This window comes from Nocardia acididurans (assembly GCF_016741815.1).
Taxonomy (GTDB): Bacteria; Actinomycetota; Actinomycetes; order Mycobacteriales; family Mycobacteriaceae; genus Nocardia; species Nocardia acididurans.
Genome location: NZ_JAERRJ010000001.1, coordinates 97,372 through 110,902 on the forward strand (window position 1 = coordinate 97,372; position 13,531 = coordinate 110,902).

The following is a 13,531-nucleotide window of genomic DNA, read 5'->3' on the forward strand; positions in this document are numbered from 1 at the left end:
TTCGGGACCGCGCTCACGACTGCCGCCACGGCAAACCGTCGGCACGCCAGCCGTTCTGACCGCGGTGCCCCTGCGCGTCGAGCGCGCCTTCGAAACCCTCGACCACGTTGAAGGACGGCGCGAAACCCAGGGCGGTGGCCGTGGTGGCCGCACCGATGGACCGCTGCCCCGAACGACAGATGAAGATGACCGGTGCGTCGGACTCCGAATTCCGGTCGGCGAGAGCCTGTTTCAGCTGGTCCACGAACCGCGGATTGCGGGTGCCGGAGAAGTCCACCCACTCGATCAGGGCGGTCGGGCGGCCGATGCCGCTGGTGTCGGGCACGCCGACGAACCGCCATTCGGCCTCGGTGCGCACATCGACCAGCACCGCATCCGGATTGTCGCGCAACAGTTCCCACGCCTGCTTCGGCGTGATGTCACCCGCGTAGCTCACTCGAACCTCCTGTGAATCCGCACTTGCCGCACCACGGATGATGCGGGCCAGGTCGTCACCCGGAGCACCCCACCGCGGAGGAGGGTTGCCGACCAGCCAGCCGGGGCTTGGCGCTGGTACTCATGACCTGCGATTGAGATTGCCCGGACCGGTGCCCGGCTGTCAAACGGTGCCCGGCCGGCTAGCTGTTGCAGACCAGCCAGACCCTGTCGGTGCGGGCGAAATGCCAGGTCGAGGTGGACTCGACACCGTTGGTGCGGACGGTGACCTGCGCGGTGGCCTGATCGCCGTTCACCTCGGCGGCGTCCAGCTTCAGTAGGTCGAAGGTCGCCGACATCTCGCCGGTGGGGACCTTCAGCGGGGCGCGGTTCGGGTCGAATCCCGGACAGGTGACGGTGGGATCCAGCACGTCGGTGCCGGTGCGGGATGCGGTGTAGTTGCGGGCCGCGACGGCCAGCCGATCGGAATCTGTGACATTCTTCTCAGCCGGCGACACCAGCGCCGCAATAACAATTCCGATGATTACAACCATGATGACCCCGGCCGCCAGCAGGAACGGCAGCAGTGTCCGGGTCTCACCCTGATCGATCCGTACCGGCTGGTCATCGACGTCGCTCATGGGTAGATCATGCCTGCTCGACATGGGTGTCCGGGCCACGACACCGGTTCTGGCACCGGATGGCCGCGCACGTGATTGCGCACACCACGCAACAGGGGTGGTCCGCCTCACCGATAGAATCGGCACAATTCCCGCACGAAAGCGGAAATAGCAAGACCAACGCAGCAACGCTGCAGCGTCGGGGGTACCGGAGAGAAAGGCACCACCCGAGACAGGGCGTCAACTTAGCCTAAGCTAAGAAAGACGGCTGACGGCAAGATAGTTTCGACCCAAAGGGTGCGCGTAAGAATGACCGAACAGAGTGCAGCGACCCGCCCGCTCCGCATTGCGATCGTGGGCGCGGGCCCGGCCGGCATCTACGCCGCCGACGCGTTGATGAAGTCCGACACCCCCGCCGGGTTCGACGACGTGAGCATCGACCTGTACGAGCGGATGCCCGCCCCGTTCGGCCTGATCCGCTACGGCGTCGCGCCGGACCACCCGCGGATCAAGGGCATCATCACCGCCCTGCACAAGGTGCTCGACAAGCCGCAGGTCCGCCTGCTCGGCAATATCGACTACGGCGTCGACATCACCCTCGAGGACCTGCAGCGGTTCTACGACGCCATCATCTTCTCCACCGGCGCCAACGCCGACCGCGCACTCGAGATCCCCGGCATCGAGCTCGACGGCTCCTACGGCGCCGCGGACTTCGTGTCCTGGTACGACGGGCACCCCGACGTGCCGCGCACCTGGCCCCTGGACGCGAAGAAGGTCGCGGTCCTCGGTGTCGGCAACGTCGCCCTGGACGTGGCGCGCGTGCTGGCCAAGACCGGTGACGAACTGCTGCCCACCGAGATCCCGCCGAACGTCTACGAGGGGTTGAAGAACAACCAGGCCCTCGAGGTGCACGTGTTCGGCCGCCGCGGTCCCGCCCAGGCCAAGTTCACGCCGCTGGAGCTGCGCGAGCTGGATCATTCGCCGACCATCGAGGTCATCGTCGATCCCGAGGACATCGACTACGACGAGGGCTCCGAGGCCGCGCGCCGCCACTCCAAGCAGGTCGACATGATCTGCAATACCTTGGAGCAGTGGGCCATCCGCGATATCGGCGACCGCCCGCACAAGCTCTACCTGCACTTCTTCGAGTCCCCCGCCGAGGTGCTCGGCGACGCTGACGGCAAGGTCGTCGGCCTGCGCACCGAGCGCACCTCGCTCGACGGCACCGGCAACTGCAAGGGCACCGGCGAGTTCAAGGACTGGGACATCCAGGCCGTGTACCGCGCGGTCGGCTACCTATCGCAGAACATTCCGGCGCTGCCGTTCGACGATCAGGCCGGCACCGTGCCCAACGAGGCCGGTCGCGTGCTGATCGACGAGGACGCCGACGGTTCGGCCCGCTACCTGCCGCAGACCTACGTCACCGGCTGGATCAAGCGCGGCCCGGTCGGCCTCATCGGCCACACCAAGGGCGACGCCAACGAGACCATCGCCTGCCTGCTCGACGACGTCGCCTCCTTCACCGCGGCCCCCGAGCCGGAGTTGGAGGCCGTCACCGGGTTCCTGGAGGGCAAGGGCATCCCGTTCACCACGTGGGCCGGCTGGTACCGCCTCGACGCCCACGAGCGGGCGCTGGGCGAGCCGGAGGGCCGCGAGCGCGTCAAGGTCGTGGAGCGCGAGGACATGCTGCGCGCTTCCGAACCGGACAAGGTTTCCAAGTAGGGTCTGACCTGGGAGTAATCCACCAGGCGGACAAGGACTTCCGCACTTGTCACCGTTCTGAGGCATGCTGATCACGTGTTCGATGCCCATGTCCATCTGATCGATCCGCGGTTCCCGCTGATCGAGAACGAGGGCTACCTGCCCGACCCGTACACCATCGCCGATTACAAGCGGCGCATGTCGCGCTTCGACATCGACGGTGGTGCCGTGGTCAGCGGGTCCTTCCAGGGCACGGATCAGACCTACCTGCGCGCGGCGCTGGCCGAGCTCGGTGACGGGTGGATCGGAGTCACCAACCTGTCGCCGGACGCCGAGGACGACGAGATCGTGGATCTCAACTTCGCGGGCGTCCGGGCCATCCGGTTCAACCTGAAACGAGCGGGCGGCGACATCGTCGGCCTCACCATGCTGGCGCTGCGGGCCTGGGAGATCGCGCGCTGGCATGTGGAGCTCTACATCGACGGCTCCATGCTCGGGTCGCTGGAGCCGGTGATCACCAAACTGCCGAAGCTGTCCATCGACCATATGGGCATGTCCGACGAATGCCTGCCCTACCTGCTGAATCTGGTCGATCGCGGCGCCAAGGTGAAGGCGTCCGGCTTCGGCCGGGTGTCCATGGATGTCGGGTCCGCGCTGCACAAGATCCACACCGTGAATCCCGAAGCGCTCATGTTCGGCACCGACCTGCCGGGCACCCGCGCCGGGCGGCCGTTCCTGGACTCCGACGTCGACCTGATCGCCGACGCCGTGGGCCCGGATCTGCACCGCGTCCTCGAGGACAACGCCCGCGCCTTCTACGGCCTGCCCGCCAAGGAACGCCACTTCGAAGACCCGAATCCGACTCTGCGCCTTGATGCTTCGCAAGCGCCGACGCTGCGGCTGCGCCGTTCGGAACTACCGCTGCCGCCTCCGCCGACGCTCCCGCTGCCGCGTATCGACCGCCGCTAGACCACGATCGCGGCGGCCAGCCAGATGCCGGCCGCCAGCAGCGCGCCGAACAGTTCGACCAGAATCGACAGCCCGACGCCCTTGAGCGCCTCGATGGTCGACGGCCACGCCCGCTGATGGTTCCCGAGCCGCTGCAGTTCCGAAACATATACTCCGAGAACGAATCCCAGCAGCAGCCCGATCACCGGTATCACGAAGAACCCGACGATGCCGAGCACCGCGCCGAGCACGATCGACCGCGTCGGCACCCCCGCCACCTGCATCTTCCGCCCCGGCCAGGTGTATTTGACCACCCCGGTGATCACGAGAAGCGTTGCGCAGACCGCGAATACGGTCCACGCGGTGGTCCCGCCGGTGACGAACGCCCACACCCCGATCGCGGCGAGGATCAACAGCACCCCGGGCAGCACAGGCACGATGACCCCCACCAGCCCGATCAGAATCGCGAGGCCGACCAGAACCTCACCCGTTGCGCTCACTTCGACTCCTCCACTCGGTTCCCACGATTCTCGCGTAACCGGCCGCACCGGGGAGGTGGTCTCGCACACCGGTGTCGGTGCCCGCTGACGGTCCCGGCGCGGCACCGAGCCCGGGGGTGTGAGGGCACCCCGCCCGCAGTTATTGTCATACTGTCAACACCGGCATGTGACCCGGTGCGCAGGATCGACGATGAACCGAGGTAGGGCGTGAGCACTCCATCCACCGCCAAGCAGGGCCCGCTCGCGGGCATTCGTGTAGTCGAATTGGCCGGTATCGGCCCCGGGCCGCACGCGGCGCTGCTGCTCGCCGATCTCGGCGCGGATGTGGTGCGGGTGCAGCGGGCCGGACAGTTCCCGGGCTTCATGGAGCGGCCGCAGTGGCGTGGGCGCACCATCGTCGAGGCGAACCTGAAGGATCCCGCCGACATCGAGAAGGTGCTCGGCCTCATCGAAAAGGCCGACGTGCTGCTGGAGGGCTTCCGTCCCGGCGTCACCGAGCGCATGGGTCTCGGCCCGGACGTCGCGCTGGAACGCAATCCGAAGCTGGTCTACGGCCGCATGACGGGCTGGGGGCAGTTCGGCCCGCTGTCCGACCGCGCCGGCCACGACATCAACTACATCTCCCTGACCGGTGTCCTGAACGCCATCGGCCGCAAGGGCGAACGCCCCGTCCCGCCCCTGAACATGGTCGGCGACTTCGGCGGCGGCTCCATGTTCCTGGTCTTCGGCATCCTCGCCGCCCTGGTCGAGCGTCAGTCCTCGGGCAAGGGTCAGGTCATCGACGCCGCCATGATCGACGGCGCATTGGCCCTCTCCCACATGATCTGGGGCATGAAGGGCATGGGCCTGTGGTCCGACGAGCGCGGCACCAACCTGCTCGACACCGGCATGGCCTTCTACGACACCTACGAAACCTCCGACGGCAAATACCTGGCAGTCGGCTGCATCGAGCCCCAGTTCTACGCCGAATTCCTGCAGGGCCTCGAAATCTCCCCCGAGGGCCTCCCCCACCAACTCGACCCCAACGGCCAGGACCAGCTCCGCAAACTCTTCGCCGACAAGATCAAAACCAAGACCCGCGACGAGTGGTGGACCATCTTCGAACACACCGACGCCTGCACCACCCCCGTCCTCACCTTCACCGAGGCCGAACAAAACCCCCACATCCAAGCCCGCACCGGCCTCATCGACATCGACGGCGTCATCCAGCACGCCCCCGCCCCCCGCTTCTCCCGCACCCCGGCGGGCACCCCGACCCCACCCCCCAACGAGGGCACCCCGATCGACCAGGTCTGGGCGGACTGACACCCACACTCCACTGCGGCGGCATCCGATCGGATGCCGCCGCCGCCGTTTCCGCCCCCGGTCAGCCGTGGGTATGCGCAATCACACGGTGCGAGCAGGCTTTCGAGCTTGAGGAGCAAACTCACGGCAGATAGCCTCCAAGGTCGGAACGTATCCACGGGAGGGGGCATCGTGAACTGGGCTGCCCGAATCGAGGCGATCACCGAGGAACACAGCTCGGCCGTCCAGCGCCTGGAAAACCGAATCATCGAAATCGACGAGCGGGCGCGCGCGGCGATGGACGAACCCGGCGAATCAGCGGGAACCGATGCGTTCGAGGGGACTCGGCAGGATCCGGAGGAACAACGAGCCCAGGCGGAGCGTGAACGCCTGCTGCTCCAGGATGCCGCCGCCCGGGCAGCGTCTCTCCGTGCCGGGAACAGGGACACGTATGTGCTGCCCACCGACTGGACCGAGGCGGACGAGGCGAGGTGGCTGGAATGACCGACTGGCTGAGTATGGACACGGAAGGTGTTCAGCAACAGGCGAATTCGTTCCAGACCGCCGGCGATGCACTGAAGGGCGTCTTCCAGCCGTGGCGGAATCCGAAACTGTTCGAAGCGGCTGACCTCGGTGCCGAATACCGGGTCGAGGGGCAGTCCATCGCCGACGGTTTCGATCAGCATGTGGTCGAGACGGTCAACAGCTGGTACCGGGCCTGCGCGACCTACGAGAGCATCCTCCGGAAGTGCGCGACCGACATCCAGTACACGGATGCGAATTTCTCGACCGAGATCAGCGCGATCACGGTGACTGATCAGGGTGGTCTGGTGCTGGGGCACCAGCCGACCAACGAAGGCTGAGCGCATGGCCGAGAACACCAAGATCGGCTTGGGTGACACCGCCGGTGCGGGCTGGATGGATGTCGCGGGCAGCGGCGACAACCGTTCCGCCGTATGGGGCGGCTATGGCAAGAGCGGGATGCCCGCCGGTACCCATATCGCGGCGACCGCCGGAAACTTCGATCTCACGCAGAACGCAAGCGACATACTCGAGGCCCAGAAGGGTGCGCTGGACTGGTTCCACCTCGTCTACGACCGCTATGTGCTCGCCGACGGGGCCGTCAAAACCGGTGCCCTGCAGTCGAAGAGCGAAATCGGTCGGCTGTACATGCAGCAGTCCGATATGAATCTGAACAAGCTCTACGCCGCCGGTCAGTCCATCGCGGGCGCACAGGGCACCATGCAGCAGGCGTACGACGGTCAGCAGCAGGCCACCCGGCAGCTCGCCGGGTACTGGCAGGGACCATCCGGTACCGCGGCACAGGACAGCTTGACCGAATTCGGAACCTGGTCGGCGTCGGCGCTGAGCGAGCTGAACTCGCTGCCCGCGATCATCACCGCGGCGGTCGACGGGATAAAAATCTGTCTGCAGCAGAAGGCGAACGCCTTCGGCACATTGAACGGTGTCACCCGCATCAACGGCGTCGACATGAGCAACGGCACCTTCCTCGGCGCGGCCAACAGCGGCGGGAACGATGGCGCGGAAGACACCGACGACGTGTCGATGATCATCAACTACGCGGCCGCGCGCGGTATCGGCGACACCGTGCGAATGCGCATCCAAATCCTGGCCGACCAAGGCGTATTGGGAGCCCGCGAGCGGCTGCCGCATTACCTTCCGCACAAGGGGAACGTCTACCGCGGCGACGATGGTCTGGGGAAGACACTGTTCGACCAGGTCGCACAGGGCCTGTGCATCGAATGGACCCAGCACTTCCGGGAAAGCGCGGAAGGCTACTTCAGCGCGTACGGCACTCTGTGCAGCGATACCGACACAGCCGTCAAGGCATATCTGGCGACCCTCTCCGACAAGCTGGCCAGCGTGGGCGAGATCGACAAAGCACCAGTTCCGAACGACGAGAACCCGGGCTACGTTCCGGCGTCTCCGGGCGGGACGTCCCCGGCCGGAACCACACCGGCGGACACCACCGCGGCAAGTGTGAATCCGGTCGCCGCTGCCCCCGCCGACAACAACCCGGTCACCAACAACCCGAACACCGGCAACCCGGTGACCACGAACCCCTCGACCACGAATGTGTCCACGCTGCTGTCTGGTGTGTCGAGCCTGCTCAGCAAAGGCGCGGAGACCGTGCAGGCGGCAAGTACCGCGCTGCAACAGAATCTGACCCAGCTCACGACGAACGCAGGCACCGGAACCGGAATCGGGACCACCTCGAATCCGGTCACGTTCACGGTGGGCGGTAACACGTTGTCCCTGGCGCAGACAACCAACGGCGCGTTGACCGCGACGGTCACGGGCACCGACGGCAAGGCGCAGAAGTACACGCTGGGCATCCAGAACGGCCTACCGTATCTGACCCACAGCGACGAGACCACGGACGCACCCGCTGAAACCGTTGCGGCAGCGACAGATTCACACAATACGACGGCCGCAGGCGTGAGCACCTCGAGTGATTCATCCACGAGCGCCGCCTCGACGGTCGCGTCGAGTTCGTCCGGCATGGCGATGGGCGGCATGCCCGCCATGGGCGGCATGGGCGCGGCAGGCGGTGGCGGCGCCGCGGAGTCCGAGCATCGGGCGAGCAGCATCATGCCGCCGAAACCGTTGTGGGACACGGCTGCGGACAGCGGTGGGACCACACCGGCCCCGAACACGGAGGAGGTGGCGACCGAGATGGCGTTCAGCATCACTTCGGAGAACTCGACACCACCGGCCCCATCCACCAACGGCGTGAAGATCGAAATCGATTTGGGTGGACGGTGATGGTCCGCGGATCGCGCGCAGTCATGGCCGCCGAGCACGGGAAGGAACAGCGGTGAACCTGAGCAACCTGGCCAAGCGGCGGAAGTTGTACCTGTCCGATGTACCGGGCGAGGACATTCCGGTGCTGCCGAAACCTGAAGCGAGCACATACGAGTGGGCGGCGGCGAATCCCGGCCGTTGGGAGTACTTTGTCGACCCTACCGTCGACGAGTCGAAGCTCGGCAAGGCGAATGTGATCGGTGGCTGGCGGGCCGGGGAGGCAGGCGATATTGCGGAAACCTGGCTGAATCCCGAATTCGTCCCGACGCGAGCCTATTCGAAGCGCGACATCACCACCGGATTCGAGCTGACGATTTGGCGCTTGGACTACGGTTTCGCCAATCTCGGGCAGTTCATGGACTCGTTCCTGCGCAGCGAGCTCATCATCGTGCTGCCGGAGGACGATCCCACCGGTGCACGCGGCTGGCCGCTGAAGCATGTGCCCACCAGCACCGCCGTAGTGGTCTACACATCCGCCGGGCATCTGCCCCCGGACACCAATCCCTGGCTGCGCCGCACGGTTTCCGGTCGCGAAGTCCTTGAGCAAGTCTGCGCACAGGGCTGGGACCTACTGATCAACCTCTACACGAGGGATGGCTATGAGCTCCGCAGCGAGCATCTCGCAGATTGGTGGGAGCAGTACCGCGAAGCCCAGCGCACCGGCGACGCACCACCGGATAAGGCGTAGCCGGCATGGAACAGTGGGAGAGGGATCAGGTTCAAGAAGCCAATGCTCATCTGCGCACGGTGGTCGACGGCCTGCAGGCCGACTTCGACCGGGGGGTGGCCGAATTGGCGGATATCAATCGCGATCTCGCCGCGTTGAAGGTGCATGCGACGACACCGAGCGACCTGGCTCGGGTGACGGTGAATTCGGATGGGCAGGTTGTCGAAGTCACCATCACCGATGACGCTTTCGCACGATGCACGCCGAAACAGCTTGCGGCCGAACTCGGCTCCGCGATTCACGGTGCGATGGAGGCCGTGGCGACAGTCCGCCAGCGGATGCTGGCTCCGCTCACGTCGATTGTCGAAGGCATGCCTGACCTGGACGAGATGATGCCCGGTGCGCCGAGCCTGCGGCTGCTGCGTGCCGAATTCACCGAAGGAGGACAGCAGCGGTGACGAGTCTGTGGGTCGATCCCGACGGGTTGCGTTCGGTGTCGCCGTTGTTCGCGCAATTGGGTGATGCCATGCACACCGCGCTGGGAAGTCTGAAACCGGGCCTCGAGTCCGAGGGGAAGTGCTGGGGTTCGGATCATCCCGGCGAGAAGTTCGAAGAGCATTACAAACCGAACGAAGTCGACATTGTCCTCACCAGACTGGCCGCGTTCGAAACCCTCATGAGGACCACCGGCGACAACATCACGACCACCGCCGATGCTCTGCAGAATCAGGACCGGCACAACGCCGACCAGATCCCGAAGTAACCCGGAGTCCGACGAATGACACTGTGGTTCCCGGATCTGCCAGGGCCGCTGGGCTTCCTGGCCGACTTCCTCGTCGGCCATTGGCCCGAGGGCGACGAAGACGCCATGCGCCGAGCCGCCGGGCACTGGGCCGATATGGCCGATGCGCTGGAGCAGCTGCAGGACCCGGCGAATCAGGCGATGCTCGCCGCGCAGACCAACATCGACGGCCGGATCAGCGTTGCCATGGCCTCGTTCTGGGCCCAGACGGCCGGCGGTGAGAACAGCGAACTGCACAAGCTGATCACCCTCTGCAGATCCTACGAGGGTCAGCTGAAACAGGGTGCCACCGATATCGAGTACACCAAGCTCACCATCTACGGGTCGATACTGGTGATCGCAGCCATGGCCTTCACGCCGGTCGGTGCCGTCGTCGATATGGTGGCGTTGAACGCGGTTCGTTTCGCGATCCGGATGGCGGTGCAGAAGTTGATCGCCAAACTCGGTGTACGGGGCGCGGCTTTCGCGCTGGAGCGCGCGACCCTGTGGTCGACGGTCAAGATGGGCGAGAAGGTCGTCGACCAGACGATCGCGCAGACAATCGTCAAACAGGCTCTGATCGGTGCGGGCATCGGCGGCGGTCTCGACGCGGGCGTTCAGGGCATTCAGTTGGCGAGCAACGGCCGTGAGAACTTCAATGTCGGTTCACTGTTCCTGTCCACGGGCGCGGGTGCTGTCGCCGGTTCGATCGCGGGCACGCTCGGCGAGCGCGTAGCAGTCGGCCTCGCACCGGGATTGACCAACTCGAGCGGTCTCACGCAGGTCGCGACGGTCGGCGCGGCACAGATCCCGGGCAATCTGCTCGGTAATGCCGCCGCGGCGACCGCGATCGGCATCACCACCGACAGACCCATCGACCTCACCGCCGTGTCACACGGCGTAGGCGGCGGATTCATCGGAAAACCCGTTGCCGCGCACGGTGATTCGGTGATCGATGCGGCTTCACAGGCGGGGCCCGTCAAGGACTCCGGCGGCGCGGCCAGCGATGGCGCACAGCCTGCCGCAGGTCCGCACCCGGATGCCGGCGATACCGTTTCGGTTGCGGCCACCGCACCGATAGCCGAGGCCGCACCGACCACGACAGTTGCGGCGAACCACGGCAACCAGGTTGTGGCCCAACCTGATTCGGTTCAGGCGCCGCAGCCGGGTTCATCCGCGCCGGGTTCATCCGCACCGGCTGCCGCCGCGCCCGTGAGTGCCTCGCCCGCCGGCCCGGCGCCCGCGAGTGCCGCACCGGCAGGTGCGGCACCTGTCACCGCCGCACCTGCCGGTGCGACCCTTAGCGGCGGCAACCCGGCCACGAGCCAGCCCGGGGCAACCGTGGTCGATCGCGGACCAGCATCCGCACCGGGTACTTCGACACACGGCAACGCCTCGCCGATAGCCGATCGACAGGTTCCGACGGCACCGGCCCGGACCCTGCCCGACACCTCGACCAGGCCGGAAACCCAAGCCCCGGTGAACAATCGGGCCGAGACTCCGCCACGCACCGAAGCACCACAAGCCAATCCGAGACCGGCAGCGGACCGTGCCCCGGAACCCTCAACCGACCGGATGCCGGAACCCGCTGCCCCGGAACATGATCCGAGACAGCCAGCGGACAGCGAGCAGCCGGGCAATGAACCGCACCTCGAAAACGCGCCGGCCACCGGACCCGTCACGCACGATCCGGGCGTCCCCGGCCAGCACCGCGCTGTTCCGGATGATCCGGAACTTGCTCCGACTCCGAAAAAGCTCACCTCGAACTACCTGAACGAGGTTCTCGAAGGACACAACGCCAACCCCTTCAACCGGGCGAATTACGAAAGCATCGAACCTCAACCGTTCCGCGCGGGCAGCCCCGACGCCGAATTGCCGAGCACTCTCACCCGTTCCATGCCCGAGCACGCGCTGAACGAGGCGGTGTCGCCCATCGACCCCGACAAGATCGTGGTCAACTACGACGGCGACGGCCTGGTGCCGATGTGGCGGGACCAGAGTCCCGATGACGCCTACCTGGCATCCAACAACGCTCTGTTCCGGATGGATTCGCGTGGCCCCGAAATGTTCGGTGGCGGTTTCGCCCCCCGCGATCCCAGCAATCTGAACATCGGCGCTCACGTCGGCAATGCCACGAAAGACGGCTTCGTATCACTGTCACGAAGTCCCGAACACACGATCCTGCGCGACCAGCACCAGGTATCGGGCGAAACTCTGGCACGAATGGCCGACGCGGGCGAGGTGGAACGACTCCCCGGCGGTGGCTACCGGCAGACCCGGTTCATGCATGAGTTCCCTGAGTCAACCTTCATGCGGCGATGGGTTGTTGGGCCGGTTGGTGTTCGGTGGGTCTGTAGGGGGTTTTGGTGCGCCAGCAGGCCCAGATGATGCGCAGCCAGGCGCGGCCGAGGGTGCGGATGGCGTGGGGGTGTCGTTGACCGCGTTGGCGGGCGGCGGTGTAGCGCTGTTCGGCCCACGGGCTCGCGCGGCGGCTGTTGTCGATCCAGCTGATCAGTGCTTGGCGGGCGTGGTGGTTGCTGGCGTGCCGGAACGCGACGGTGTGGGTTTTGCCGGAAGATCGGGTGACCGGAGCGATACCGGTCTCGGCGGTGAGCTGGTCGAAACTGTTGGCGCGCTCCAGGATTGGGCCGACCTCACCGATGATCTGGGCCAGGTTGAGCACGCCGACGCGGGGAAGTCCGGCAAACAACTGGGCATAGGGGTGGGTAGCGACAGCGTCTGCGATCACGGCATCGAGGTGGTCGAGGCTGGTCTGCAGCGAACGCACCACGGCGACCTGGGACCGGATCAGCTGAGCGATGACCGGTTGCCCGAGGCGGCTGGCGGGGCGTGGTGCGGCGTTGAGCCGGGCCAGGAGCTCGTTGCCGGTGCGCCGGCCGGTGTAGCTGTGGCGGCGGCAGAACGTTTCGAGGCGGGCCGCGGTGATTGCCGCGGCGGCGTCAGGATTGGGGTATCGGTCGAGGAAGTTCAGGGCGATCGGCGAGTGCAGCTTGGCGAAGATGGTTTTGCCGCCGGGCCAGTGGGCGTCCAGCAGCGCGGCGAGCCGGTTGACCGCAGCAATGCGCATCCCCAGCTGATCGCCGCGTTGGCGGGTCAGCGCCTGCAGTTCCAGGGTTTCGGGCAGTGTCGGGGCCAGGATCGGCAGGCGGTGGATATCGGTGCGGATGTAGTCGGCCAGCTTGAACGAATCGCCGGGGTCGTTCTTGGCGCGGGCAGCGCCCCAGCGGGGCCGGACAGCGTGGAAAGCATTGGGATGCACAGGGATCACCGGATGCCCGGCGGCCAGCAACCGATCCACGACAAGCCCTCGGCTGGTCTCGATGGCGACCGGCAACTGGCCGGGATCACCGTGAGCGGCCAGTCGCATCAACGCTCGCGCGATGCCGTCTTCGGTGTGAGGCAGCGCGAATCGCTCGACCTTCCCGCCAGCGTCATCGATCACGGTCACGTCATGGGCGGCAGTGCCCCAATCCCAGCCGGCGAACACCAACAATCTCCTTCGAGGTCGATGCGCTGCCTCGTCGGAAGCGAGGGCCGTCGCCGGAAGCTCATTGATCGGCCCTCTGCGTCTGCGGGGCATGTCCCTGATGCCGGTCTGCGGCCCTCGGTCCGGCGGGGCTGGCAGAACTCATGCTGGCCATCTGATGGCACGCGGACAAGGCCATGCACCCACCGGAACCGAGAGACAACAACCCTATCTGTTCGGGTTGCAGAAGGGATGGTGCCCCAATGAGCTGTACACCCCGCACGGCATCGACGTCGATGCCAC

Annotated in this window: 14 protein-coding genes and 1 riboswitch; of the genes, 10 read left to right on the plus strand and 4 right to left on the minus strand. The window is 66.2% G+C overall.

Annotated elements, in window-relative coordinates:
* Positions 1 to 13: 13 nt before the first annotated feature.
* A complete protein-coding gene (locus tag JK358_RS00440; RefSeq protein WP_201941971.1) occupies positions 14 to 436 on the minus strand; it encodes a rhodanese-like domain-containing protein in 423 nt (140 codons plus the stop codon).
* Between the two features lie 14 nt (positions 437 to 450).
* Positions 451 to 564, minus strand: a riboswitch (SAM riboswitch).
* A 53-nt stretch (positions 565 to 617) separates the two neighbouring features.
* Positions 618 to 1,055 carry an Rv0361 family membrane protein gene (locus JK358_RS00445; protein WP_201941974.1) on the minus strand — a complete coding sequence of 146 codons (438 nt, stop codon included), beginning with the start codon at positions 1,053 to 1,055 and terminating at the stop codon, positions 618 to 620.
* A 288-nt stretch (positions 1,056 to 1,343) separates the two neighbouring features.
* Between JK358_RS00445 and JK358_RS00450 the strand changes: the two genes are divergently transcribed.
* Both JK358_RS00450 and JK358_RS00455 read left to right on the plus strand, forming a co-directional pair.
* Positions 1,344 to 2,756, plus strand: coding sequence for an FAD-dependent oxidoreductase (locus JK358_RS00450; RefSeq protein ID WP_201941977.1), 1,413 nt, complete (start codon positions 1,344 to 1,346; stop codon positions 2,754 to 2,756).
* Positions 2,757 to 2,831: 75 nt separating this feature from the next.
* Entirely contained in the window at positions 2,832 to 3,704 is an 873-nt protein-coding gene (locus JK358_RS00455) for an amidohydrolase family protein (RefSeq protein WP_201941980.1), read from the plus strand.
* Here the strand turns inward: JK358_RS00455 and JK358_RS00460 are convergent.
* The gene (locus tag JK358_RS00460; protein WP_201941983.1) at positions 3,701 to 4,183 is read right to left on the minus strand and encodes a DUF456 domain-containing protein; all 483 of its coding nucleotides are present in this window, start codon (positions 4,181 to 4,183) and stop codon (positions 3,701 to 3,703) included. The genes JK358_RS00455 and JK358_RS00460 overlap by 4 nt on opposite strands.
* Before the next feature lie 207 nt (positions 4,184 to 4,390).
* Here JK358_RS00460 and JK358_RS00465 point away from each other — a divergent pair, with 207 nt between their 5' ends.
* The 8 genes from JK358_RS00465 to JK358_RS00500 all read left to right on the plus strand — a co-directional run bounded on the left by JK358_RS00465 (position 4,391) and on the right by JK358_RS00500 (position 12,129).
* Positions 4,391 to 5,488: a CaiB/BaiF CoA transferase family protein gene (locus tag JK358_RS00465; protein ID WP_201941986.1), complete on the plus strand. Its 1,098-nt coding sequence runs from the start codon at positions 4,391 to 4,393 to the stop codon at positions 5,486 to 5,488.
* 171 nt (positions 5,489 to 5,659) lie between these two features.
* Complete coding sequence (locus JK358_RS00470; RefSeq protein ID WP_201941989.1) at positions 5,660 to 5,971, plus strand: hypothetical protein; 312 nt, start codon at positions 5,660 to 5,662, stop codon at positions 5,969 to 5,971.
* Complete coding sequence (locus tag JK358_RS00475; protein WP_201941993.1) at positions 5,968 to 6,330, plus strand: hypothetical protein; 363 nt, start codon at positions 5,968 to 5,970, stop codon at positions 6,328 to 6,330. The genes JK358_RS00470 and JK358_RS00475 overlap by 4 nt, the downstream gene beginning before the upstream one ends.
* Positions 6,331 to 6,334: 4 nt before the next feature.
* A complete protein-coding gene (locus tag JK358_RS00480; protein WP_201941997.1) occupies positions 6,335 to 8,254 on the plus strand; it encodes a hypothetical protein in 1,920 nt (639 codons plus the stop codon).
* Positions 8,255 to 8,306: 52 nt separating this feature from the next.
* A complete protein-coding gene (locus JK358_RS00485; RefSeq protein WP_201942000.1) occupies positions 8,307 to 8,981 on the plus strand; it encodes a hypothetical protein in 675 nt (224 codons plus the stop codon).
* Positions 8,982 to 8,986: 5 nt separating this feature from the next.
* Entirely contained in the window at positions 8,987 to 9,418 is a 432-nt protein-coding gene (locus tag JK358_RS00490) for a YbaB/EbfC family nucleoid-associated protein (RefSeq protein ID WP_201942003.1), read from the plus strand.
* Entirely contained in the window at positions 9,415 to 9,723 is a 309-nt protein-coding gene (locus JK358_RS00495; protein WP_201942004.1) for a WXG100 family type VII secretion target, read from the plus strand. Before JK358_RS00490 ends, JK358_RS00495 begins: the two co-directional genes overlap by 4 nt.
* Positions 9,724 to 9,738: 15 nt before the next feature.
* Positions 9,739 to 12,129: a WXG100-like domain-containing protein gene (locus JK358_RS00500; protein WP_201942008.1), complete on the plus strand. Its 2,391-nt coding sequence runs from the start codon at positions 9,739 to 9,741 to the stop codon at positions 12,127 to 12,129.
* Here the strand turns inward: JK358_RS00500 and JK358_RS00505 are convergent.
* Positions 12,050 to 13,249 carry an IS110 family RNA-guided transposase gene (locus JK358_RS00505; RefSeq protein WP_201942012.1) on the minus strand — a complete coding sequence of 400 codons (1,200 nt, stop codon included), beginning with the start codon at positions 13,247 to 13,249 and terminating at the stop codon, positions 12,050 to 12,052. The two genes, JK358_RS00500 and JK358_RS00505, sit on opposite strands and share 80 nt — an antisense overlap.
* Positions 13,250 to 13,531: the final 282 nt, after the last annotated feature.

Bases quoted from the DNA above. Each gene is read 5' to 3' on its own strand.
- JK358_RS00450 (WP_201941977.1), top strand. From the start codon at position 1,344: ATGACCGAACAGAGTGCAGCGACCCGCCCGCTCCGCATTGCGATCGTG.
- JK358_RS00445 (WP_201941974.1), bottom strand. From the start codon at position 1,055: ATGAGCGACGTCGATGACCAGCCGGTACGGATCGATCAGGGTGAGACC.
- JK358_RS00500 (WP_201942008.1), top strand. From the start codon at position 9,739: ATGACACTGTGGTTCCCGGATCTGCCAGGGCCGCTGGGCTTCCTGGCC.
- JK358_RS00480 (WP_201941997.1), top strand. From the start codon at position 6,335: ATGGCCGAGAACACCAAGATCGGCTTGGGTGACACCGCCGGTGCGGGC.
- JK358_RS00490 (WP_201942003.1), top strand. From the start codon at position 8,987: ATGGAACAGTGGGAGAGGGATCAGGTTCAAGAAGCCAATGCTCATCTG.
- JK358_RS00475 (WP_201941993.1), top strand. From the start codon at position 5,968: ATGACCGACTGGCTGAGTATGGACACGGAAGGTGTTCAGCAACAGGCG.